The organism is Sphingomonas sp. PEI4 (assembly GCF_056679955.1).
Genome location: NZ_CM155258.1, coordinates 2,728,155 through 2,750,054, shown reverse-complemented (window position 1 = coordinate 2,750,054; position 21,900 = coordinate 2,728,155). Strand labels below are relative to the sequence as shown.

18 protein-coding genes are annotated in these 21,900 nt (G+C 66.2%); 13 read left to right on the top strand and 5 right to left on the bottom strand.

Annotation, left to right across the window (positions count from 1 at the left end):
- Position 1: 1 nt before the first annotated feature.
- Positions 2 to 253 (bottom strand): hypothetical protein, encoded by a 252-nt coding sequence (locus tag AC1MLZ_RS12770; protein WP_480958798.1) that lies wholly within the window; start codon positions 251 to 253, stop codon positions 2 to 4.
- A gap of 536 nt (positions 254 to 789) precedes the next feature.
- Between AC1MLZ_RS12770 and topA the strand changes: the two genes are divergently transcribed.
- Entirely contained in the window at positions 790 to 3,393 is a 2,604-nt protein-coding gene (topA, locus tag AC1MLZ_RS12765; protein ID WP_480958797.1) for a type I DNA topoisomerase, read from the top strand.
- 179 nt (positions 3,394 to 3,572) lie between these two features.
- Here the strand turns inward: topA and AC1MLZ_RS12760 are convergent, their stop codons facing one another.
- Positions 3,573 to 3,866 carry a hypothetical protein gene (locus AC1MLZ_RS12760; protein WP_480958796.1) on the bottom strand — a complete coding sequence of 98 codons (294 nt, stop codon included), beginning with the start codon at positions 3,864 to 3,866 and terminating at the stop codon, positions 3,573 to 3,575.
- A gap of 106 nt (positions 3,867 to 3,972) precedes the next feature.
- On the bottom strand, positions 3,973 to 4,809 hold the full coding sequence (panC, locus tag AC1MLZ_RS12755; RefSeq protein ID WP_480958795.1) for a pantoate--beta-alanine ligase: 837 nt from the start codon (positions 4,807 to 4,809) through the stop codon (positions 3,973 to 3,975).
- A gap of 138 nt (positions 4,810 to 4,947) precedes the next feature.
- On the opposite strand from panC, the gene AC1MLZ_RS12750 reads away from it, so the two are divergent.
- The 8 genes from AC1MLZ_RS12750 (at position 4,948) to AC1MLZ_RS12715 (ending at position 11,944) form a co-directional block, all read left to right on the top strand.
- Positions 4,948 to 5,724 carry a division plane positioning ATPase MipZ gene (locus tag AC1MLZ_RS12750; protein ID WP_480958794.1) on the top strand — a complete coding sequence of 259 codons (777 nt, stop codon included), beginning with the start codon at positions 4,948 to 4,950 and terminating at the stop codon, positions 5,722 to 5,724.
- Positions 5,721 to 5,978 (top strand): DnaJ domain-containing protein, encoded by a 258-nt coding sequence (locus tag AC1MLZ_RS12745; RefSeq protein WP_480958793.1) that lies wholly within the window; start codon positions 5,721 to 5,723, stop codon positions 5,976 to 5,978. Before AC1MLZ_RS12750 ends, AC1MLZ_RS12745 begins: the two co-directional genes overlap by 4 nt.
- 89 nt (positions 5,979 to 6,067) lie before the next feature.
- Positions 6,068 to 7,441 carry a phosphoglucomutase/phosphomannomutase PgmG gene (gene pgmG, locus AC1MLZ_RS12740; RefSeq protein WP_480958792.1) on the top strand — a complete coding sequence of 458 codons (1,374 nt, stop codon included), beginning with the start codon at positions 6,068 to 6,070 and terminating at the stop codon, positions 7,439 to 7,441.
- Between the two features lie 215 nt (positions 7,442 to 7,656).
- A complete protein-coding gene (locus tag AC1MLZ_RS12735) occupies positions 7,657 to 8,106 on the top strand; it encodes a PH domain-containing protein (RefSeq protein ID WP_480958791.1) in 450 nt (149 codons plus the stop codon).
- 27 nt (positions 8,107 to 8,133) lie between these two features.
- Positions 8,134 to 8,913 carry an exonuclease domain-containing protein gene (locus AC1MLZ_RS12730; protein WP_480958790.1) on the top strand — a complete coding sequence of 260 codons (780 nt, stop codon included), beginning with the start codon at positions 8,134 to 8,136 and terminating at the stop codon, positions 8,911 to 8,913.
- A gap of 60 nt (positions 8,914 to 8,973) precedes the next feature.
- Entirely contained in the window at positions 8,974 to 10,479 is a 1,506-nt protein-coding gene (locus AC1MLZ_RS12725) for a sensor histidine kinase (protein ID WP_480958789.1), read from the top strand.
- Positions 10,476 to 10,916, top strand: coding sequence for a response regulator (locus AC1MLZ_RS12720; RefSeq protein WP_307087643.1), 441 nt, complete (start codon positions 10,476 to 10,478; stop codon positions 10,914 to 10,916). The genes AC1MLZ_RS12725 and AC1MLZ_RS12720 overlap by 4 nt, the downstream gene beginning before the upstream one ends.
- Positions 10,913 to 11,944, top strand: coding sequence for a sensor histidine kinase (locus AC1MLZ_RS12715; RefSeq protein WP_480958788.1), 1,032 nt, complete (start codon positions 10,913 to 10,915; stop codon positions 11,942 to 11,944). Before AC1MLZ_RS12720 ends, AC1MLZ_RS12715 begins: the two co-directional genes overlap by 4 nt.
- Positions 11,945 to 11,955: 11 nt before the next feature.
- Here the strand turns inward: AC1MLZ_RS12715 and AC1MLZ_RS12710 are convergent, their stop codons facing one another.
- Positions 11,956 to 12,447, bottom strand: a complete 492-nt coding sequence (locus AC1MLZ_RS12710; protein WP_480958787.1) for a TetR/AcrR family transcriptional regulator — start codon at positions 12,445 to 12,447, stop codon at positions 11,956 to 11,958.
- 213 nt (positions 12,448 to 12,660) lie between these two features.
- On the opposite strand from AC1MLZ_RS12710, the gene AC1MLZ_RS12705 reads away from it, so the two are divergent.
- The 3 genes from AC1MLZ_RS12705 to AC1MLZ_RS12695 are packed head-to-tail and all read left to right on the top strand — an operon-like array spanning position 12,661 to position 18,659.
- The gene (locus AC1MLZ_RS12705; protein WP_480958786.1) at positions 12,661 to 13,881 is read left to right on the top strand and encodes an efflux RND transporter periplasmic adaptor subunit; all 1,221 of its coding nucleotides are present in this window, start codon (positions 12,661 to 12,663) and stop codon (positions 13,879 to 13,881) included.
- A gap of 6 nt (positions 13,882 to 13,887) precedes the next feature.
- Positions 13,888 to 17,085: an efflux RND transporter permease subunit gene (locus AC1MLZ_RS12700; RefSeq protein WP_480958785.1), complete on the top strand. Its 3,198-nt coding sequence runs from the start codon at positions 13,888 to 13,890 to the stop codon at positions 17,083 to 17,085.
- 17 nt (positions 17,086 to 17,102) lie between these two features.
- Positions 17,103 to 18,659 carry an efflux transporter outer membrane subunit gene (locus tag AC1MLZ_RS12695; RefSeq protein ID WP_480958784.1) on the top strand — a complete coding sequence of 519 codons (1,557 nt, stop codon included), beginning with the start codon at positions 17,103 to 17,105 and terminating at the stop codon, positions 18,657 to 18,659.
- Between the two features lie 142 nt (positions 18,660 to 18,801).
- Here the strand turns inward: AC1MLZ_RS12695 and AC1MLZ_RS12690 are convergent, their stop codons facing one another.
- Positions 18,802 to 19,422, bottom strand: coding sequence for an NADPH-dependent FMN reductase (locus AC1MLZ_RS12690; RefSeq protein WP_480958783.1), 621 nt, complete (start codon positions 19,420 to 19,422; stop codon positions 18,802 to 18,804).
- 188 nt (positions 19,423 to 19,610) lie between these two features.
- Between AC1MLZ_RS12690 and AC1MLZ_RS12685 the strand changes: the two genes are divergently transcribed.
- The gene (locus tag AC1MLZ_RS12685; protein WP_480958782.1) at positions 19,611 to 21,764 is read left to right on the top strand and encodes a transglycosylase domain-containing protein; all 2,154 of its coding nucleotides are present in this window, start codon (positions 19,611 to 19,613) and stop codon (positions 21,762 to 21,764) included.
- The last annotated feature ends 136 nt before the right edge of the window (positions 21,765 to 21,900 follow it).

Below are 21,900 nucleotides of genomic sequence, written 5' to 3'. Positions count from 1 at the left end.
TCTAACCGACCAATCTCGGTCCTGGGACATGGACGGCAGAAACGGCCTTGCCCCGGTCGACGTGCAGATCGACAGCCGCTGCATCGTCGCCACAATCCCGCGCGATCGTAGCGATCAAGACGTCCAGCTCGTTCTGGTGCAGCTTGATTTCGTCGAGCACGGACGACTGCGCCACCTGCTCGCGCAGCGCGACGATCCGCTTGGCAAGAAACGCACATTTCCACCGAGCAACGGTCAAGGCGTCGCTGTTCACGATCCCTCTCCCGCCTCGATCATGACAGACCCTCGAGCGTTCGGCACCGGACCGTGGCGTTCCCGCCGCACGTCGATCCCTTCTCGAAAGGACGCAATTCGCGTCGGGAGCCAGTCTGCCCTGCGAAATCCTTCCGAGCAGTTCCGTAGGGTCGAGAGATGGACGGTCTCGATTACCACGCACTGTACGGCCGCGTCGGATGAACACAGGCGTAAAGTTTGCTGATTTCTGATCATATTATTACGATACCGAACCAACCTAGATCAATTAATCCGGGAAATACCCTGCTTTCAGGCCGAGGACGCCGGTTCGCACGAACACGGTATCGGACGTCTGGCGGGACCACGATTGCGTTGATCCTCTATGGAAACGATCGTGGAGGCTGCGGTAAACATGGACTCGCCGCGGTTGCTCCTCTGGAAAACAGCTCCCCGCGCCCGCACCTTTGTACGTCACTCTGAACTTACTGCGGGTTGACGCGGCCACCTCTGCGCCGCCACCCTCGTACGCGTACACGTAAGGACCCCGGTTTCCCCATGCAGCTTGTCATCGTCGAATCGCCTGCCAAGGCCAAAACCATCGAGAAGTATCTGGGGAGCGATTACCGCGTCCTGGCCAGCTATGGTCACGTCCGCGACCTGCCGCCCAAGGACGGTTCGGTCGATCCCGACGACGCCTTCGCGATGACGTGGGAGAATTACGCGGACAAGTCGAAGCAGCTGAAAGCGATCACCGATCTCGCCAAGATCGCCGACCGCCTCATCCTCGCGACCGATCCGGATCGCGAAGGCGAGGCGATCTCGTGGCACGTCCGCGAAGTGCTGCGCGCGCGGAAAGCACTGCCCAAGGAGGTCGAGCGCGTCACCTTCAACGCGATTACCAAGGCGACCGTCACCGAGGCGATGAAGAACCCGCGCGAGTTGGACGACGACCTGATCGACGCCTACCGCGCCCGCCGTGCGCTCGATTATCTCGTCGGCTTCACGCTCTCGCCGGTGCTGTGGCGCAAGCTGCCCGGCGCCAAGTCCGCCGGTCGTGTCCAGTCGGTGTCGCTCCGCCTCATCGTCCAGCGCGAGCGCGAGATCGACGTCTTCAAGCCGCAGGAATATTGGTCGGTGACGGCCGACATGGAGCATGACGGCACCGCCTTCACCTCGCGCCTGACGCAGTTCGAGGGCAACAAGCTCGACCGCCTCTCGATCGGCAACGAAGGCGACGCCCTGCGCGCCAAGCAGGCGGTGCTCGACGGCAATTTCTCGGTCCAGTCGGTCGAGACCAAGCCCGCCGGTCGCAACCCGCCGCCGCCATTCACCACGTCCACCCTCCAGCAGGAGGCATCGCGCAAACTCGGTTTCTCCGCCGATCACACGATGCGGATCGCGCAAGGGCTCTACGAGGACGGCGCGATCACCTACATGCGTACCGACGGCGTGCAGATGGATAGCAGCGCGATCAGCGCGGCACGCCTCGCCGTCGCGAACCGCTTCGACGCGAGCTATGTGCCCGACAAGCCCCGCCAATATCAGTCGAAGGCGAAGAACGCACAGGAAGCGCACGAGGCGATCCGCCCGACCGATTTCGACAAGGACAAGGCTGGCGGCGGCGATCCCGCGCGCCTCTACGACCTGATCTTCAAGCGCGCGCTCGCCAGCCAGATGGCATCCGCCCGCATGGAGCGCACCACCGTCGAGATGGCCGACGGCACCGGCCGCAACATCCTGCGCGCGACAGGGCAGGTCGTGCTCTTCCCCGGCTACCTAGCGCTGTACGAGGAAGGGTCGGACGATTCTGCCGACGAGGACGCCCGCCGCCTGCCGCGGATGCGCGAAGGCGATGCGCCCGCCAAGAAGAAGGTTGACGCCGAGCAGCACTTCACCCAGCCGCCGCCGCGCTTCTCCGAAGCCTCGCTGGTCAAGCGAATGGAGGAGCTCGGCATCGGCCGCCCGTCCACCTACGCGTCGATCATCAAGACGCTGAAGGACCGCGCCTACGTCCGGATCGAGAAGAACCGCTTCTTCGCCGAGGAATCCGGCCGGCTGGTGACGGCGTTCCTCGAACGCTTCTTCGAGAAATATGTCGGCTACGACTACACCGCCGAGCTCGAGGAGGAGCTCGACGACGTCTCCGGCGGCCGCGCACAGTGGCAGTCGGTGCTCGACGCGTTCTGGCGCGATTTCAAGCCGCGCACCAACGAGGTGATGGAGCAGCAGCCGTCCGCGATCACCGCCGAACTTGACGTGTTCCTCGCACCGTACCTGTTCCCGGCGAAAGCAGACGGCGGCGATCCCCGCCTCTGCCCCAACTGTGGCGAAGGCCAACTCGCCCTGCGCGGCGGCAAGTTCGGCGCGTTCATCGCCTGCTCGAACTATCCCGAGTGCAAATACACGCGGCGATTCGCGCAGCCCGGCGGCGACGCCGAGGCGGATGCCGGCCCGTCGACGCTCGGCACGCATCCGGACACGGGGCAGCCGATCGAGCGCAAGTCGGGACGCTTCGGCCCGTATCTGCAGATCGGCGAAGGCGAAGACCGCAAGATGGCGTCGATCCCCAAGGACATCGGCGAGCTCAATCTGGAGTGGGCGGTCAAGCTGCTGTCGCTCCCGCGGACGGTCGGCAACCACCCTGAGACGGGCGAACCGATCATCGCCACGATCGGCAAGTTCGGGCCGTATCTGAAGCACGCGGGCAAATACGCGCGCCTTACGACGACCGATGACGTGTTCGAGACCGGCATGAACGCCGCAGTCGTGAAGCTGGCCGAAGCGGCGGCAGGCGGCGGACGCACCGCACGCGGGGCTCAGGCGCCGCTGAAGATACTCGGCAACCATCCGCGCACCGAGGCCGAAATCAAGCTGATGGAGGGGCGTTATGGCGCGTACGTCACCGACGGCACGACCAACGCGACTTTGCCCAAGTCGATCGAGAAGGACCAGCTGACGCTTGAGGAAGCGGCGTCCCTGATCGACGCGCGGGCTGCGGCGGCACCGGCGACGAAGAAGAAGAAAGCGCCGGCCAAGAAGCCAGCGGCGAAGAAGGCGCCAGCCAAGGACGCAGCAGAGGCCAAGGCTCCAGCGAAGAAGGCGGCCGCCAAAAAGGCGCCTGCCAAGAAAGCCGCCCCAAAGAAGAAGGTGGAAGCCTGACGGAAACCAAAGTTTGGGATTTCCCCGACCACCCCTTTTCCGTCACCCCGGACGTGTTCCGGGGTCCACCGTTCCGCAAACTCACGACTATCGAGGGTGCGGAACCGTGGATGCCGGAACAAGCCCGGCATGACGGAGAAGGTTAGACATCCCCACCCCCGGAACGGCGTCAGTCCGTATTAAGCCGCCCGCCGCTGCGTCAACTGCATCCAATCCCGCGCGGCGCGCTGCGCCACCGAAATCTCCCGCGCGGTCATGTCCTCGGCGATCTCCGCGCGGCATTCCTGCGCGGCGATATTCCCCGACACCGCCGCCAGGTTGAACCACTTGTGCGCCTCGATCAGGTCGAGGACGACGCCCGAAGTCCCCGTTGAATACACCATCCCCAGTTCGTAACACGCCCGGTCGTCGCCGCGCGCGGCATCCGCCAGACGGCGTTCGATCGTAATATTCGCGGTCTTGAGACTGCCCATGGTCTTGCCCCCAAAGTTCGTGAGGACAGATTGCGGCGATTCCCGCTACGAAATGGTTAATGGGTTAACGTCTGCTTTTTACAACTCGGCCGGGCGGTCGCCAAGCCTACTCGATCGCGATATTGTCGATCAGGCGCGTCGCGCCCATCCGCGCCGCCGCCAGCAACCGCCGCGGGCGATCCGCCGCCGGGTTCTCCCCCAGCGTCTCGGCATCCGCCAACGCGACGTAATCGATCGTGAACCCCGCGCCGACCAACGTCGTCCGCGCATCATCCAGAACCGAGTCGACGTCCTCGCCCTTCGCGATCGCCCGCGCGGCGACGCCCAGCGCGCGCGGCAAGGCCACCGCCTGCTTGCGCTGCTCGTCGTCGAGATAGATGTTGCGCGACGACATCGCCAAGCCGTCGTCGTCGCGCTGCGTCGGCACCCCGACGATATCGATCGCGAAGTCGAGATCGGCGACGAACCGCCGGATCACCGCCAGTTGCTGGTAATCCTTCTCGCCGAAATACGCAGCATCGGGCCCGACCTGGTTGAACAGCTTCGACACGACCGTCGCAACACCGTCGAAATGGCCGGGCCGCGAGGCGCCGTCGAAGCCGTCGCTGACGCCCGAGACACGGACCATCGTCGCGAAGCCATCAGGATACATCGTCTCGACCGACGGCAGCCAGAGCAGGTCGCACCCGGCTTCGGTCAGCATCCGGATATCCGCCATCTCGCGCCGCGGATAGCGCGACAGATCCTCGTTCGGCCCGAACTGCGCCGGGTTGACGAAGATCGACGCGACCACCTTCGTCCCCGGCCGCTTCGCCGCCTCGATCAGTGCGACATGGCCGGCGTGCAGCGCGCCCATCGTCGGGACGAGCGCGACGCGCTGCCCCGCCGCACGGAAGGCGGCGACGCTCTCGCGCAACGCATTAAGGTCCCGGAGGGTGTCCACGTGAAACTCCTACTCGATAAGTGCGGTCGCGGCTTCTATGAAGGGTGACTGTTACGATCAATAAGGAAACGCGCGTTGGCCACGGGCCCGGATTCTCCTCAAAGCTCAACGCACGTCCCCCCGTCGGCATCGACGCACGTGATCGTGTTCGCCAACGAGAAGGGCGGCACGGGCAAGTCGACGACTGCGGTCCACGTCGCGATCGCGCTCGCCGCGAAGGGTGCGCGCGTCGCCTGTCTCGATCTCGACCACCGTCAGCGCACCGTCGGCCGCTATCTCGACAACCGCGCGGAGACGATGAAACGCAACGGCTCGGTGCTGCCGATGCCGCGTCACGCGACGCTGTCGGACCAAAGCGAGGACCAGTTCGAGGACCTGTGGCACTCGCTGTGCGAAGGCTCGGACTTCCTTGTGGTCGACACGCCGGGCCGCGACGATCCGTTCGCGCGCACCGCCGCCGCGCTGGCGAACACCTTGGTCACGCCGATGAACGACAGCTTCGTCGACTTCGACCTGATCGGCCAGGTCGATCCCGAGACCTATCAGGTGACGCGCCCGAGCTTTTATTCCGAACTGATCTGGGACGCGCGGAAACAGCGCGCACGCGCCGATGGCACGACCATCGACTGGGTCGTGCTGCGCAACCGCCTCCAGCATATCGAGGCACGCAACATGCGCCGCGTGTCGGACGCGCTCGCGCAACTGGCGAAGCGCGTCGGCTTCCGGATCATCCCGGGGCTCGGCGAGCGCGTGATCTACCGCGAGATGTTCCCCGCCGGCCTGACGATGATCGATTCGAAGGCGTTCGGCAGCATGGGCCTCGCCCACGTCGCCGCACGCCAGGAACTGCGCGAGATGATGGCGGCGTTGCAGTTGCCGGAAGTAGCCGAACACGCACCCGGCGTCGCTGCGTGAAGTGGATCGTCGCGGCGCTCTTCATCTGGCTGGCGTGGCATTATCTGCGTCCGAAACCGAAGCAGCGGGCCGTCACGGATGAAGCGGAGGCGCGCTCGATCCTCGGTATTGACCGCAGCGCGGACGCCGACGCGATCCGCAGCGCGCACCGCCGGCTGATCGCCTCGGTCCACCCCGATCGCGGCGGCTCCACCGACCTGACCCGCCGCGTAAATGCGGCGCGCGACCTACTGCTGAAGCGCGTTCCCCGGTAACACCCAACCGCCGTTCGTCCTGAGCGAAGTCGAAGGACATTGGCTCGAACCTGTCCTTCGACTTCGCTCAGGACGAACGGAATCTAAAAATGACCCACCAGTTCGACCCGACCTCACTCCGCGAATACGACATCCGCGGGATCGTCGGCAAAGCGCTGGGCCCCGCCGATGCCATCGCGATCGGCCGCGGCTTCGCCACCCGCATCCGCGCCGCCGGTGGAACGCGGGTGGCGGTCGGCTATGACGGCCGCAACTCCTCGCCCGAACTCGAAGCCTCGCTCGTCGCCGGCCTAACAGCAGGCGGCGTAGACGTCGTCCGCATCGGCCTCAGCACCTCACCGATGCTCTATTACGCCGAGGCCACGCTAGAGGTGGATGGCGGCATCCAGGTAACCGGCAGCCACAATCCCCCCGAGTATAACGGCTTCAAGATGGTGCACGCCCACGCGCCATTTTTCGGCGACGACATCCAGGACCTCGCCACGCTCGCCGCCTCGGGTGCCTGGAGCGAAGGCGCGGGCGAAGTTACGCGCGCCGACGTGCTCGACGCCTATGTCGGCCGGCTGATGGCGGGCTATGCGGGCGGCGCGTACCGGATCGGCTGGGATACCGGCAACGGCGCCGCCGGCCCGGTGATCGAGAAGCTCGTGCAACTCCTGCCGGGTGAGCATCATGTGATCTTCGCCGATGTCGACGGCAATTTTCCCAACCATCATCCCGATCCTACCGAAGAGTCGAACCTCGCCGATCTGAAGAGGCTGGTCGCGGAGAAGAACCTCGATTTCGGACTGGCCTTCGATGGCGATGGCGACCGGATCGGCGCGGTCGACGGGTTGGGCCGCGTGATCTGGGGCGACCAGATTCTCTCCATTCTGGTCGAACCTGCGCTGTCTGAGCACCCCGGAGCACCGATCGTCGCGGACGTGAAGTCGTCCCAAGCCCTGTTCGACCGAATCGCCGAGTTGGGCGGCGAGGCGGTGATGGCGCCCACCGGTCACAGCCTGATGAAGACCGCGATGACCCGCACCGGCGCGCCACTCGGCGGTGAACTGAGCGGACACCTGTTTTTTGCCGGGGAATATTATGGCTTCGACGACGCGCAATATGCGGCGGTCAGGCTGATCCGCGCGGTGCATCTGTCGGGTCGCTCGCTAACCGAACTGCGCGACGCGATGCCGGCGCTGGTCGCGACGCCCGACCTGCGCTTTCCGGTCGACGACACGCGCAAATTCGCGGTGGTGGACGAGGTGATCGCGCGGCTTCGGTCGGAGGGCGGGGAGGTGAACCTCACCGATGGCGCGCGCGTGACGACCGCTGGAGGCTGGTGGCTACTACGCGCGTCGAACACGCAGGCGATGTTGACGGTGCGGGCCGAGGCTAAGGACCAGGCGGCGCTTGATACGCTGCTGGCGGAGGTCGACAACCAACTCGCGGCAAGCGGCGTTGTAAGATCGGTACCGTAACAAGGCCGCCACCCCGGCGGAGGCCGGGGGCCAGTTGGAAAGGTGGAAATAACGAAGCGCCGCCCTTCGTTAGCCACGTCCCCCAACTGGGCCCCGGCCTCCGCCGGGGTGGTGCAGATGGATGAACGGTCGCTACACTTGCACAGGCCGCCGAACCGATTGACTCACGACCGCCCCAGCCTACCGTCCCGACCACCATCCCAAGGAGTCCTACCGTGGAGCGCCCAGTCGACGAATTCCGCTCCAGCACACGCCGCTGGCTGCTCGGCAGCTTCGCCGGATGGGGCACCCTCCTCACCTGCCTCGCCGGAATCGGCTTCGTCATCATCGGCGTCCGCTGGCTCAAGAACCGCAGCGCGAGCTACGAAATCACCGACCAGCGCCTGATCATAAGGCGCGGCATCCTGTTCAAGACGATCGACGAGATCGAGCTCTACCGCATCAAGGACGTCCGCCTGGGCTATTCGCTGCTCAACCAGATGACCGACATCGGCACCATCATCCTCACCTCCAGCGACCGCACGACCAGCGGCGGCGAGTTCACCCTCCGCGACATCCCGATGGCGCGCGACCGCCGCGAAGGCCTGCGCAAGCTCGTCGATCGCGCCCGCCAGCGCCGCGGAGTCCGCGAACTGGACGTAGAGGATGCATACGCGCTGGATTAAGCGCGCTTTTGTCCCCACATGGCGGGCATGGCGCCCCCCTACCCCAAGCCCAAACAGCAACCCCAGATGATCCGGGTCGTCGACCTGGAGACGACCGGCTCGGCCCCGCCCGCGCACGGCGTCTGCGAGATCGGCTGGCAGGACGTCGCGCTCGGCGAGGATGGCCGCTGGGAGATCTATGGCGAAGGCGGCAGCCTGCTCGTCAACCCCGGCCGGCTGATCCCGCCCGTGACGCAGGCGATCCACCATATCCTCGACGAGCATGTCGCCGACGCGCCATATTGGCATGATTGTGCGCGCCAGGTGCTCGATCCTTGGCCCCGCCGCCTGGCGCTGGCGGCGCACCGTTCCGACTTCGAGCAGAAATTCTGCACCCCCGCGCTCACCCGCGATGCCGAGTGGATCTGCACCTGGAAATGCGCGCTGCGGCTTTGGCCAGACTCGCCGAGCTTCTCGAACCAGGTGCTGCGCTACTGGCGTAAACCCCACGGCATGGAGCACGAGCGCGGCCTCCCCGCACACCGCGCGTTCCCCGACGCCTACGTCACCGCGTTCCACCTGCGCGACATGCTCAACGAGGCGAGCTTTGCGCAACTGGTCGAATGGTCGCGCGATCCGGGTCTCATCCCGCGCGTCCGCTACGGCCCCGATCGCGGCAAGGAATGGTCCGAACTCGATCACGAGACGCTGATGGCGTTCATGACCGATCGCGACCCCGACATCCGCTTCACCGCCAACCACGAGATGGACCGGCGTAGTGGCGGCGGTCGGGTCGGCAAGGCCAGCGCGCAAGACTTGTTGCTCTAGAGCAAGGGCCCGTCGGTATCGCTGGCGTAACGACCTCCGCCAGCCTAGATCGCATGTCCTATGGTCCGCGTACGCTTGAAATTGCCATCGTCCGAAGGGCGCGTCGCACGGTGGCTGGTCGCGTTCATGACGCTCGGCTTCATCGCGCTGGCCGCGGCAGCGATCGCGATCGGCTGGATCACGATCCGCAATCGCACCTATACCGCCGAGATCCTCCACACGCAGGACGTCCGTCAGGCGGTCGCGACGGTCCAGATCCTGATGGAACAGTCGGAGACGGCGCGGCGCGGCTATGTACTGGCCGGCAAACCGCTGTTCGCCACCGCCTATGCGCGGACCGCGGGCAATCTCGTGCCCTCGATCCGCAACCTGCGCCATCTGACCCGCGACAACCCGGACCAGATCGAACGCCTGGCTTTGATCGAGCCGCGGTTCGTCCAGTTGCGCGCGCTCCGGACGCAATCGATGACATTGGTCGCCTCGGGCCGGATCGCCGAGGCGCAGCGCCGGTTCGCGGTCGATGCCAGCGTGCCGCTGATGCGCGGCATTCGCTACCGCCTCCAGGCGATGGCCGCCGACGAGGTTCGCCTGCTCGCGATCCGGACCGAGCGGCAGGAACGCACCAGCGCGCTGTTCCTCTCGGTCGCCGGACTCGCTGCGGCGCTGCTGCTGATCGTCGCGATCCTCGCGGTCCTGTTGATTCGCCGCTACACCGCCGACCTCGCCCGCTCGCGCAACAGCCTGCGCGATCTCAACGAGACGCTCGAGGAACAGGTCGCCGAACGCACCGCCGATCTCAGCCGCGCGAACGAGGAAATCCAGCGCTTCGCCTATATCGTCAGCCATGATCTGCGCTCGCCGCTGGTCAACGTGATGGGCTTCACCGCCGAACTCGCTGCCGCCGCGGTGCCGCTCGGCGAACTGGTCGACCGAGTCGAGGCCGAGGCGCCGCACATCCTTACCGAGGACGCACGGCTGGCGGCCCGCGAGGATCTGCCCGAGGCGATCGGCTTCATCCGCACGTCCACGCAGAAGATGGACCGGCTGATCAACGCCATCCTCAAGCTCGCGCGCGAAGGGCGCCGGACGATCGCCCCCGAGCATATCGACCCGGCGCAACTGGTCGACACGATCGTCGGCGCGATGCAGCACATCGTCGACGATCGCGGTGCCGTGGTGCGAGTCGAACGGCCGATGCCGACGATCGTCACCGATCGCCTCGCGCTCGAACAGATCCTGTCGAACCTGATCGAGAACGCGACCAAATATCTGAAACCCGGCCGCCCCGGGGAGATCACGGTCAAGGGCCACACCGAACGCGGCCGCGTCATCCTGTCGGTGGTCGACAACGGCCGCGGCATCGATCCGCGCGATCACCAGCGCGTGTTCGACCTGTTCCGCCGCTCGGGCGCGCAGGACCAGCCGGGCGAAGGTATCGGACTCGCGCATGTCCGCGCACTCGCCTATCGTCTGGGCGGCACGATCGACGTGCAGTCGACGCTTGGCGACGGCGCGACCTTCCGACTCAACCTGCCGACCCACATGACCATCCAGGACGCAGCATGAACGATCACAAGACCGTCGGCATCGTGATGATCGAGGATGACGAGGGCCATGCCCGCCTCATCGAGAAGAACATCCGCCGCGCCGGCATCCTGAACGATATCCGTCACTTCACCGACGGCACCACCGCGCTCGATTTCCTGTTCAACGCCGCCGATGGCCCCGCCAAGAGCGGCCCGGCAATGATCCTGCTCGATCTCAACCTGCCCGACATGAGCGGCACCGATATCCTCGCCAGGATCAAGGCGGAGGGCAGCCCGCTGCGCCGCACGCCGGTCGTCGTGCTCACCACCACCGACGACAAGGTCGAGATCGAGCGCTGCTACGACCTTGGCTGCAACGTCTACATCACCAAGCCGGTGAACTATGAGAGCTTCGCGCAGGCGATCCGCCAACTCGGGCTGTTCCTGTCGGTCATCCAGGTTCCCGAAGCCGAGTGAGCGGGTCAAGCGTCCTCTATATCGACGACGACGCCGGGATCCGGCGGCTGGCGGCGCGTGCCCTGGAGCGTCGCGGCTACCGGATGACCGTCGCCGAGACGGGCGCCGAGGGCGTCGTAAAGGCCGCCGCCGAACGCTTCGACCTGATCGCGGTCGACCACTACATGCCCGGCATGGACGGCCTTGAAACCCTCGAAGCACTCCGCCGCCTGCCCGATCCGCCCCCCATTGTGTACGTCACCGGCTCCGAGGAAGGCCGCATCGCGGTCGCCGCGCTGAAGGCGGGGGCGGCGGATTACGTCGTGAAGACGATCGGCGAAGACTTCTTCGACCTGCTTGCCGCCTCGTTCGAACAGGTGCGCGCACGCGCGTTGCTGAAGCACGAAAAGGCCGCTGCCGAAGCCGACCTTCGCGCCAGCAACGCGCGGCTCGAGGCGTTGCTCGGCGAGGTCAACCACCGCGTCGCCAACTCGCTGCAACTCGTCTCCGCAATGGTCCGCCTCCAGGCGACCGCATTGACCGATCCGTCCGCACGCGAAGCGCTCGAAGATACGCAGCGTCGCATCCAGGCGATCGCGCAGGTCCACCGCCGGCTCTACACCAGCAACGACGTCGAGAGCGTCGACATGCAGGAATATCTCGGCGCGCTGGTCGACGAACTCGCCGAGACTTGGTCGACCGAAGCACTCCCTCGCGCTTTGAGCCTCGCCGCCGAGCCGATCCGCCTGCCCACCGACCGCGCAGTGTCGCTCGGCGTGATCGTCACCGAACTCGTCACCAACGCGTGCAAATACGCCTACCCCACCGGCGGCGGCGAAGTCCGCGTGGCGCTGCGCCGGGTCGACGACGACGCCTTCCTGCTCGCGGTCGAGGACGACGGCTGCGGCATCCCCGAAGACGCCGTCCCGCGCGGTACCGGGCTCGGCACGAAGCTGATCCGCGCAATGGCACAGAGCCTGCAGTCGATCGTTGAATACGACCCGACCCACACCGGCGTCCGCGCCACCCTCCGCGCGGCGGTACGGTAGCCGCCCGGAGTTTAGATCGCGCGCACCGCCGCCAGGATCATTCGCCCAGTCAACCGCGCCGTCTCATCCTCCGACAGCCTTGGCCGAGACAGAGTGCGGTGGCCCAGCCCGAACATGAACGCGAGGATCAGTTCCTCCGCCCCTTCAAGCTCATTCTCCTGAAGGTCGGGATTGGCGACGCCGGCAAGTTCGCGGATCATGCGCCGGAAATCGCGGCACAGGTCGGCGATGGTGTCGGCGACATCGGCGTTGCGATGCGCCTCCGCCATGATCTCGAACGACAGCGCCTCGTCACCCTTCGACAGGGCACGCCGTGCGAGTTCGACGAACCCTTCCTCGATCGGCAGTCCCCCGGACTTTACCGAGTCGTTCAACGTCTGCAGCTCGCCCATCTTGGCCGCTGCATCCTCCATCACAATCGCCTTGATGACCGCGTTCTTGCCGGCAAACAGGCGATAGATCTGGCCGACCGAAACGCCGGCTGCTATGGCCAGTTCGGACATCGGCGTCTGATGAAACCCTTGGGTCGCAAACAGATGGCGAGCTGCAGCGACGATACGCTCCCGACTCCCCATCTCATGCTGCACTGCACTCAAAATCATATTCCCGATGCGTTTTTTGGTTGACCCGCCGCTCGCACGATCATAGCGGCCACGCAAGCGGAATGAACGTTCATTCCGCACGAACTCATCTGCACGGACGTCGGGATGCTCAACATGCAGCGATTGAACCTCAAGGGATCTGTGGCACTGGCCGCGCTGGTCCTGCTGTCGGCTTGCGGCAAGGAGCAGGCTCCGCCGCCTCCGCCCACGCCAACCGTCGGCGTCGTCACCGTCGCCGAGGAATCGGTGGTGCTCACCTCCGAACTTCCCGGGCGTATCGCCGCGGTAGAGACCTCGGAAGTCCGTCCGCAGGTCAGCGGCGTGGTCCGCGACCGCCTTTTCACCGAAGGCGCGATGGTCAGCAAGGGCCAGGTGCTCTACGCGATCGAGGACGCCCCCTACCGCGCGGCACTCGCCAGCGCGCAGGGCCAGCTCGGCGCGGCCCAGTCGCAGATCAACGCGACCCGCCTCCAGGCGCAACGCTACGGTCAGCTCGTCCAGTTGAACGCGGTGAGCAAGCAGGAGGCGGACAACGCAACCGCGTCCGCGCAGCAGGCTCGTGCCAATGTTGCAGCGCAGCAGGCAGCAGTCCAGTCGGCCCGGGTCAACGTCGGCTTCACGCGTATCAAGGCGCCGATCTCGGGCCGCATCGGTCGGTCGCTGGTGACCGTCGGCGCGCTGGTCCAGACCGGCCAGACCGACCCACTCGCGACGATCCAGCGCACCAACACCGTTTATGTCGACGTCGTGCAGTCCGCCGCGCAGCTGCTCGATCTCAAGCAGGCGATGGCAACCGGCGGCGTGACCCGCGGCGACGGTAGCGCGCGCGTCCAGCTGATCCTTCCCAACGGCCAGACCTATCCGATCGAGGGCCGCCTGCAATTCTCCGAGGTCACCGTCGACCAGACCACCGGCGCGGTGACGCTGCGTGCCAGCTTCCCCAACCCCAACGGCCTGTTGCTGCCCGGCATGTATGTCCGCGCCAAGCTGGTCGAGGGTACGCGTGCCCAGGCGATCATGGCTCCCACCGCAGGGATCAGCCGCGATCCGCGTGGCGGGGCGACCGCGATGGTCGTCAACGCGCAGAACAAGGTCGAACAGCGTAACGTCACCACCGACCGCGTGATCGGTGACAAGTGGATCGTCACGAGCGGCCTCAAGCCCGGCGACAAGCTGATCGTCGAGGGCCTGCTCAATCTGCGCCCGGGCGCCACCGTCAAGCCGGCCGCTCCGCAGCAGGTCACGAAGGCCGCTGGCCAGGGTGCTGGCGGTGGCGGCGACGCCGCGGGCGGCAACACGTCTGCGCAGGCCAATTCCGCGCAGGCCGGGAAGTAACCGCTCATGTCACGCTATTTCATCGATCGACCCATCTTCGCATGGGTCATCGCCATCATCCTGATGCTGGCCGGTATCCTCGCGATCCGGTCGCTGCCGATCGCGCAGTTCCCTGAGATCGCCGCCCCCAAGGTGACGGTCGCGACGTCCTATCCGGGCGCCGACGCGCAGACGCTCGAGAACACGACGACGCAGATCATCGAGCAGCAGATGAAGGGCATCGACAACCTTCGCTACTTCGCCTCGACCTCGGACGGCTCGGGCAACCTCGCGATCACGCTCACCTTCGAGCAGGGGACCGACCCCGACATCGCGCAGGTCCAGGTGCAGAACAAGCTGCAACAGGCCACCCCGCTCCTGCCGCAGGAAGTGCAGCAGGCCGGTCTTCGTGTGACCAAGGCCACCGCCAACTTCCTGCTCGTGATCGCCGCCTATTCCGAGAATGGCGCGCACGACCAGGTCGATCTCGGCGACATGATCGCGTCGAAGCTCCAGGATCCGCTGAGCCGCATCAAGGGCGTCGGCGACACGCAGGTGTTCGGCGCGCAATATTCGATGCGAATCTGGGTCGACCCCTTCAAGATGTCGAATCTCGGCGTCACCGTCACCGACATCACCGCGGCGCTGACCGCACAGAACGCCCAGGTTTCGGCCGGCCAGGTCGGCAGCCTGCCGGCGGTGAAGGGCCAGTCGCTCAACGCCACCGTCACGGCACAGTCGCGTTTGCAGACGCCGGAACAGTTCCGCGCGATCATCGTCCGCTCGGCAACCAGCGGCGCGACCGTGCGCCTGTCGGACGTCGCGCGCGTCGAGATGGGCTCGGAGAACTACTCCTTCCAGGCACGCTACAACGGCAAGCAGGCGGCCGGCTTCGGCGTGAAGCTGGCACCGGGCGCCAACGCGCTCGATACCGTCACGCTGGTCAAGGCCGAGGTCGAGCGGATCGCCAAGCAGTTCCCGCCCGACGTCAAGGTCGCGTTCCCGATCGACAACTCGACGTTCGTGCGGCTGTCGGTCGAGCAGGTCATCCACACGCTGGTCGAGGCGATCATCCTCGTCTTCCTCGTGATGTTCCTGTTCCTCCAGAATTTCCGCGCCACGCTGATCCCGACGATCGCGGTCCCGGTCGTGCTGCTCGGCTCGCTTGCCGTGCTCCAGGTCGCGGGGTTCACGATCAACACACTGACCTTGTTTGGCATGGTGCTGGCGATCGGTCTGCTCGTCGATGACGCGATCGTCGTCGTCGAGAACGTCGAGCGCCTGATCCAGGAGGAAGGGCTAAGCCCCAAGGAAGCCGCCAAGAAGTCGATGGACGAGATCAGCGGCGCGCTGGTCGGCATCGGCCTCGTTCTGTCGGCCGTGTTCCTGCCGATGGCGTTCTTCAGCGGCTCGACCGGCGTGATCTTCCGCCAGTTCTCGATCACCATCGTGTCGTCGATGGCGCTCTCGGTGCTGGTCGCGTTGATCCTGACGCCTGCGCTCTGCGCGACCATTCTGAAGCCTGCGAAAGACGGTCACGCCGAGAAGAAGGGCTTCTTCGGCTGGTTCAACCGCACGTTCGACAAGGGCGTCGGCAAATACGGCAACGGTCTGCGCCGCGTCGAGAAGGGCTGGGTCCGCACGATGCTGGTCTATGCCGTGATCGTCGTCGCGATGGCCTTCATCTTCCTGCGCCTGCCGTCGGGCTTCCTTCCCGAGGAAGATCAGGGCGTGATGTTCGCGCAGGTTTCGATGCCATCGGGTACGCCGATGGAGGAAACTGCGCGCACCATGGACAAGGTCCGCGATCACTTCCTGATCGACGAGAAGGCCAACACCTCGGGCATCTTCACGATCAGCGGCTTCGGCTTCGTCGGCCAGGGCCAGAATGTCGGCATCGCCTTCATCCAGCTCAAGCCGTGGGAAGATCGCAAGGGCGCGGAGAACACCGTCGCCGCGGTTGCCGGACGCGCCAACCAGGCGCTCGCCGGTGTCCGTGCCGGCATGGTGATCGGCTTCGTGCCGCCCGCCGTGCAGGAACTCGGCAACGCCAACGGCTTCGACTTCATGCTGAAGGACAATGCCGGCGTCGGTCACGACAAGCTGCTCGAGGCACGCAACATGCTGCTCGGCATGGCCAGCCAGGACAAGCGCCTGATCCAGGTCCGTCCGAACGGCCTGGAGGATGCGCCCCAGCTGAAATTGAACGTCGACCAGGCCGAAGCCGGCGCGCTCGGCCTCAGCCAGGCGGACATCAACACCACCGTCAGCACCGCGTTCGGTGGCGCCTACATCAACGACTTCATCGACCGCGGTCGCGTGAAGAAGGTGTTCGTGCAGGCCGACGCACCGTTCCGGACCTCGCCCGCCGATCTCGGCAACTTCTACGTCCGCGGTACGACCAGCGGCGCGATGGCGCCGTTCGCGTCCTTCTCGACGACCAACTGGCAGTACGGCCCGTCGCGACTCGAGCGCTATAACGGCGTAGCCTCGTTCGAGATCATGGGTTCGCCGGCGCCGGGCGTCAGCAGTGGCACCGCGATCAAGGCGATGGAGGAGATGGCGGCCAAGCTGCCCCCCGGCATCGGCTATGAATGGACTGGCCTCAGCTACGAGGAAAACCTGTCGGGCGGCCAGTCGACCACGGTCTATGCGCTGTCGCTGCTGATCGTGTTCCTCTGCCTCGCGGCGCTGTACGAGAGCTGGTCGATCCCGATCGCCGTCCTGCTGGTGGTGCCGCTCGGCGTCCTCGGCGCGGTTGGCGCAGCATGGCTCTTCGGCCTCAACAACGACATCTACCTCCAGGTCGGGCTGATCACGACGATCGGCGTGGCGGCGAAGAACGCGATCCTGATCGTGGAATTCGCCGAGGAGAAGATGGGCGACGGGATGAACGCGGCCGATGCCGCGGTCGAGGCGGCAAAGCTTCGCCTTCGCCCGATCCTGATGACGTCGTTCGCGTTCATCTTCGGCGTGTTGCCGCTCGCACTGTCGAGCGGTGCCGGCGCCGGCGGCCAGAACGCGATCGGCTGGGCGGTGGTCGGCGGCATGCTGTCCGCGACCGTCCTCGCGATCTTCTTCGTGCCGCTGTTCTTCCTGCTCGTGAAGCGCGTCTTCAAGCAGGACAAGGCCGGCGCGGGGCAAGACCGCGATCAGGTCCGCAATGACGACAACCGTGACGGCAATACCACGCCCCCCCACGACCAGCGGCCGCAGGAGGCCTGATCCAGATGTTCGCCCCCATGCTATCACGCAAGACCGCCCTTACGTTCGCCGCCGGGCTCACGCTCGCCGGGTGTAACCTCGCCCCGAAATACGTCCGGCCCGAATTGTCGGTGCCGGTCGCCACGCCCGTCGGTCCTGCCTATGCGGCGACCAACGCGGCGGGCGCGATCATGCCTGCGGATACCGCGTGGGAGGCGTTCTTCACCGACGACCGTCTCCGCCGCGTGATCCGCACCGCACTAGACAATAACCGCGACCTGCGTGTCTCGGTCGCCAACGTTGCCCAGGCCCGCGCGCAATACCGAGTCCAGCGCGCCGACCTGTTCCCGACGCTCGCAGCCAGCGGCGGTGCCACCTATCAGAAGTCGCCGTTCGGCGTGGTCGGTGGCGGTACCGGCGGCGGAACTGGTGGTGGAACCGGCGGTGGTGGAACCGGCGGTGGTGGAACCGGCGGTGGCGGAACAGGCGGCGGTACTGGTGGCGGTGCGGGCGGCGGCGCAGTGTCCAGCGGCCGCGCCGACATCTATTCGGCCAACGTCGGCGTCTCGGCTTGGGAAATCGACCTGTTCGGCCGCGTCCGCAACCTGACCCAGTCGCAGCAGGAACAGTATTTCGCCGCAGAGGAAAACCGCAACGCAGCCCAGGTATCGCTGATCGCCGAGATCGCGACGCAGTGGCTGACGATGGCGGCGGACCAGGATCGCCTCAAGATCGCCCGCGATACCGAGCGTGCGTTCGGCCAGACCGTGAAGCTCACGCAGGACCGCTTCCGGATCGGCATCGCTTCCGAACTCGAAGTCCGCCAGGCCAGCACCAGCTACGACCAGGCCCGCTCGGACATCGCCGAGGCGACGACGCTGATCGCACAGGACCAGAACGCGCTGAACCTGCTCGCCGGCACCACGCTGACCGCCGACATGCTTCCCGCGCGGCTCGAAGAGACCAGCCCGACGCTGGAGAACCTGCCGTCGAACCTGCCGTCCGAGGTTCTGTTGCGCCGCCCCGACATCGCCTCGGCCGAGCATCAGCTGATCGCCGCGAACGCCAATATCGGCGCGGCGCGCGCGGCGTTCTTCCCGAACATCTCGCTGACCGCAGCCTTCGGGACGATCAGCCTCGGCCTGTCGAACCTGTTCGGCAGCGGCACGCAGAACTGGTCGGTCGCGCCGTCGGTCAGCCAGACGCTGTTCGACTTCGGCCGCAACAAGGGCAATCTCCGCTACGCCCAGGCAACGCGCGATGCCGCCGTCGCCACGTACGAACGAAGCATCCAGACAGGCTTCCGCGAAGTCGCCGATGCGCTCGCACGGCGCGGGACCATCGGCGCACAGCTTCAGGCGCAGACCTCGCTGCGTGACAACGCGGCGGGTGCGTTCCGGTTGTCGGACCTGCGCTTCCGGGCAGGCATCGACACGTTCCTCAATACCCTCGACTCGCAGCGCTCACTCTACACGGCGCAGCAAAGCCTGCTCGCCGCCCGCCTGACCCGCGACAGCAATTCGGTGGAATTGTACCGCGCTCTCGGCGGCGGGGTCACGACGCCCGTGTCCCCCGACACTCGCCGGCCAAACTAGCTGATCGAAAATCCTCCCCCGCCAGGGGGAGGTGGCTGGCGCTTGCCAGTCTGAGGGGGAGGAGAGAGGAACCGCTGTTCCGTGCCTTCCCCTTCGTCACCTACGGCGACACCTCCCCCTCGCGGCGGAGGATTGCAGCGCCCTAGTTCGCAGGCTCCGACAACGGCGCGAACCGTGCAACCTGACGCCCAACCAGACGCAACTGCTCGACCACCGCAGGATCGCTCGCGCCGCCCTCGTCGTCGAACTTCGTCACCTGCGTATTGATCGCGGCGGCAAACGGCGTCGGCCACCCGCGGAGCGCATGGACGATCGAGCGCAACGCGGCGATCGTGCTCCCCGTCGCCTGCCAACCATAGGCCGTCGCGATCAGCCCGACCGGCATGTCCGCCAGATACGGCCGCTCGTCGCGCGACGTCTCCTCCAGCAGATCGAGCGCGTTCTTCACGACGCCCGAAATGCTGCCATGATAGCCCGGGCTGGCGATGATCACCGCCGATGCGCTGCGTACGGCCTCCACGAACGCCTGCTCGTCCGCGGTCCGCGTCGTCGCCTTCGGATCGTACAGCGGCAGCCGCGCCATGTCGGCCCCGCCGAACATCTGCGTGCGATAGCCCTGCTTCTCGACCGCATCGAGTGCGATCCGCAGCGCACGCTCGGTCGACGAAACGCCGCCGATCGTGCCGCCGATGCCGACCACTAGCGGCAGAACGGCAGGAAGAGTTTCGGAAGCGGTCACGATATCACCCTGTTCGAACGTCATCGTCCTGCTATTCCCCGTTTCGCCGCGCGATGACAACAGGGCTTCGACCGGTTCTCGCTCGGCGGGCACCACGAATGCTGTCGCTAAGCCCCGGTACACGTTAGGCATGCGCATAGGCTTGCCCGAGCTGTCATAGAACGATAACACACTAAAAGTCCGCCCGTTGGCCGACCCGCTGGAACGATCCGATGCGCCCCGATCCCTTCGACCCCGACCGTTCCAGTTCGCGCGGCGATCGCGAGCCCTATGCGTATGAGCGCGAGCGGCTGATCACCGAACGCGAACGCCTGCGCCAGAAATATGAAGCCGAGCGGGACGGCGAAGATCCGGAACCCTATGATCGCGACTTCGGCGCGGCCTACACCACCCCCAGCGCGCCACGACGCAAGCGTCCGATCGGTCGCTGGATCCTGCGCGGCTTCGGCATCGGCATCGTCCTGCTGGTGATCGCGATCATCTGGCTGGCGATCACCGCGCCGCTGTCGAAGTCGCTCCAGCCGCCCACCCCACCCTCGATCACGCTCACCGCCGACGACGGCACCCCGATCGCGCGACGCGGCGCGATTATCGGCAAGTCGGTCGACGCGGCCAAGCTCCCGCCGCACGTCACGCAGGCGTTCCTCGCGATCGAGGACCGGCGTTTCTATTCGCATTGGGGCGTCGACCCACGCGGCATCGCGCGCGCAGCCTGGGCGAACCTCGGCTCGGGCGGCGTGCGTCAGGGCGGCTCGACGATCACGCAGCAGCTCGCCAAGAACGCCTTCCTCGATTCGGACCGCACCGCGACACGAAAGATCCGCGAGGCGATGATCGCCTTCTGGCTCGAGGCATGGCTGTCGAAGAACGAAATCCTCTCGCGCTATCTCTCGAACGTCTATTTCGGCGACAACACCTACGGGATCAGCGCGGCGGCCAAGCATTATTTCGGCCGCACCCCCGACAAGCTCAACGTCGGCCAGGCGGCGATGTTGGCCGGGCTGGTTAAGGCACCATCGCGTCTCGCCCCCACCTCCAACCTCGAAGGCGCGCGCAAGCGTGAAGCCGTGGTGGTCGGCGCGATGGTCGATGCCGGCTTCCTCACCAAGGCGGAGGGCGACGCCGTCCAGCCGCAGCGCGTGCTCGGCAGCCGCCCGTCGCAACTCCCCAACGGCACCTATTTCGCCGACTGGATCCTACCCGAAGCGCGCGACCAGGCCGGCGAGATCAAGACCGAGGCGACCGTCCAGACGACCCTCGATCCCCGCCTGCAACGCGCGGCGGAGCGCACCGTCGCGCGCGCTGGATTGCGAGAGGCGCAGGTCGCGCTGGTGGCGATGCGTCCCGATGGCCGCGTGGTCGCGATGGTCGGCGGCAAGAATTACCGCAAAAGCCCGTTCAACCGTGCGACGCAGGCGCGGCGCCAGCCCGGCTCGACCTTCAAGCTGTTCGTGTACCTAGCGGCGATGCGCCAGGGGATGACACCCGATTCGACGATCGAGGACCGCCCGGTGACGATCGGCGACTGGACGCCGAAGAACAGCGACGGCCGCTATCAGGGGACGATCACGCTGCGCCAGGCGTTCGCGCGCTCGTCCAACGTCGCTGCCGCGCGTCTCACGCAACAGGTCGGCGTGAAAGCGGTGATCAAGGCGGCGCGCGATCTCGGCATCTCGACGCCGATCCCGAGCGAGGCGACGATCGGCCTCGGCACCTCGACGGTGTCGTTGCTCGAACTGACCGCCGCCTATGCCGCAATCGCGCGCGAGCAATATCCCGTACAGCCTCGCGGCCTTGCCGACGTGCGCGAAAAGGGCTGGTACCAGTCGCTGACCGGCGGCGCGACCGAGATGCCGTCGAAGATCCACGACGAGATGCTCGACCTGCTCGCCGCCTCGATCCGCGATGGCACCGGGCGGCAGGCGAACCTGACCGTCGACGCATTCGGCAAGACCGGGACGACGTCGGACAACAAGGATGCGCTGTTCGTCGGCTTCGCCCGCGATCTGGTCGTCGGCGTGTGGGTCGGCAACGACGACAATTCCTCCAACCCCGGCCTTTCGGGCGGCGGCATCCCCGCTCGGATCTGGCGCGACTTCATGCAGAGCGCGCTCGGGATCGCACCGGTCGCGGCACCGCCACCGCCAGTCGAGGAAGTCGATCCGGACGCGCTACCTTCGGACGACCAGGACAATTCGGTGCTGCCCCTCGGCGGCGAGATCGAAGGCCTCGGCTTCAACCTGAAGATGGGCGAGGACGGCACCATCTCCGTCGGCCCCTCGCGTCGCGACCGGGAAGAGGGCCCGCCGCCCCGCGACGATCGCCGGCCGCCAGAGGAAGAACCCGGGTTCGACGAGGGGCAGTAGCGCCCCCTCACTCCGTCATCCTGACGAAAGTCAGGATCCAGAGCCACGAACGACACCTCTCGTGGCTCTGGATCCTGGGTCGAGCCCAGGATGACGAAAAAGAAGCGCACGCGATGCCCCCGTTGACGCCACCACC